Here is a 1,606-nt window from a genome sequence, read left to right on the forward strand (position 1 = left end):
TCCGCGCCGGCCATTCCGGCCAGGCGTCGACCAGCGCGAGCCCGGCGGCGTTGCCCGGACCTTCGAGGAAGTTGTCCCGCGTCAGGCTCTCCGCATGCGGCAGCGCGAGCGCCAGCTGGCGAGGGGGAATATGGCCGGCCAAGATTGACGTGCTCCGTACAGTGTCGTCGGCGGGGGCGCGGAGGGCTCGCGAGCCGGCTCAACGCACCTCGATGGTGCTCATGTGACGCACCCAATCCACCAGGTAAAGCCCGACAGACACGAGGGTAAAGGCCGTCACCAGCACCATCAGCACGCCATCATAGGGCTTGGGCTCGAACCCGAAGCTGAGCGAAGCGAGCACGAGCGCCGCGAATCCGACCTGCGCCCCGGTGTTCAGCTTCGACACCATCAGTGGCTTCATTGCGACCGGGCGGTCGAACAGCCAGGAGACGATCACGGCGGCGACGATCATGATGTCGCGCGACACCACGAGGATCACGATCCAGCGCGGGATGGCGCCCCAGATGCCGAGCGTGACGAAGATCGACACCAGCAAGGCCTTGTCGGCCAGCGGGTCGAGCAGCGCCCCAAGCTCGGAGCGCAGATTGAAGCGTCGGGCCAGAAAGCCGTCGACCGCATCGCTGACGCCGGCAACCACGAAAACGATGAAGGCGATCTCCATCTCGCCGGCCGCGATGGCCCAGACCACGATCGGTACCAGCAGGATTCGGCCCAGCGTAATCAGGTTGGGGATACTATGGGGAATGGTCACGCAGCTGGTCCCGACGACAACTCGATCAAAATACACCGATTGCGAAGCGTGGCGAGCCGCTCCGGTTCCTAGATAGGATGGGGACGGGCCCCTTGCGAGCCATTGCGCCCGGCCGGAATCCGACGTAACCAGCGGCCAGATTAGGGGTTTTGACCATGACCGAGCGCAAGAACGGGCTCACTTATGCAGATTCGGGCGTCGATATCGATGCCGGCAATCGTCTGGTCGATCTGATCAAGCCGATGGTCCGCGCCACCGCCCGCGCCGGCGCGGACGCCGAGATCGGCGGCTTCGGCGGCCTGTTCGACCTCAAGGCGGCCGGCTTCAAGGACCCGATCCTGGTGGCGGCGACCGACGGCGTCGGCACCAAGGTCAAGATCGCGATCGAGACCGGGCTGCATGGCGGGATCGGCATCGACTTGGTGGCGATGTCGGTCAACGATCTCGTGGTGCAGGGCGCCGAGCCGCTGTTCTTCCTCGACTACTTCGCCTGCGGCAAGCTCGACCCCGAGGCGACCGCCTCGATCGTGGCCGGCATCGCCGAAGGCTGCCGGGAGTCCGGCTGCGCACTGATCGGCGGCGAGACCGCGGAAATGCCCGGCCTGTACCAGGACGGCGACTACGATCTCGGCGGCTTCGCGGTCGGCGCCGCCGAGCGTGGCACCCTGCTGCCGTCGCCGGACATCGCCGCCGGGGACGTCGTGCTGGGGCTGGCGTCGTCCGGCGTGCATTCCAACGGCTATTCGCTGGTGCGCAAGATCGTCGCGCAGTCGGGCCTCGGCTTCGACGCGCCGGCGCCATTCGCGCCGGTGCTGACGCTGGGCGCGGCGTTGCTGACGCCGACGCGGCTCT

The 1,606-nt window shown here is 67.2% G+C and carries 2 protein-coding genes and 1 pseudogene; 1 reads left to right on the top strand and 2 read right to left on the bottom strand.

Annotated features, from left to right (window positions below):
- Together BRAO375_RS38710 and BRAO375_RS26215 are read right to left on the bottom strand one after the other, a co-directional pair.
- Positions 1-142 (bottom strand): annotated as a pseudogene (locus tag BRAO375_RS38710) (chromosomal replication initiator DnaA); the annotation flags it as partial.
- Between the two features lie 57 nt (positions 143-199).
- Entirely contained in the window at positions 200-754 is a 555-nt protein-coding gene (locus tag BRAO375_RS26215; protein ID WP_009030463.1) for a CDP-alcohol phosphatidyltransferase family protein, read from the bottom strand.
- 155 nt (positions 755-909) lie between these two features.
- On the opposite strand from BRAO375_RS26215, the gene purM reads away from it, so the two are divergent.
- On the top strand, positions 910-1,606 hold a 697-nt coding region (purM, locus tag BRAO375_RS26220), incomplete at its 3' end, for a phosphoribosylformylglycinamidine cyclo-ligase (protein WP_035642311.1).

This window comes from Bradyrhizobium sp. ORS 375, assembly GCF_000239775.1.
In the GTDB taxonomy this organism is placed as follows: Bacteria; Pseudomonadota; Alphaproteobacteria; order Rhizobiales; family Xanthobacteraceae; genus Bradyrhizobium.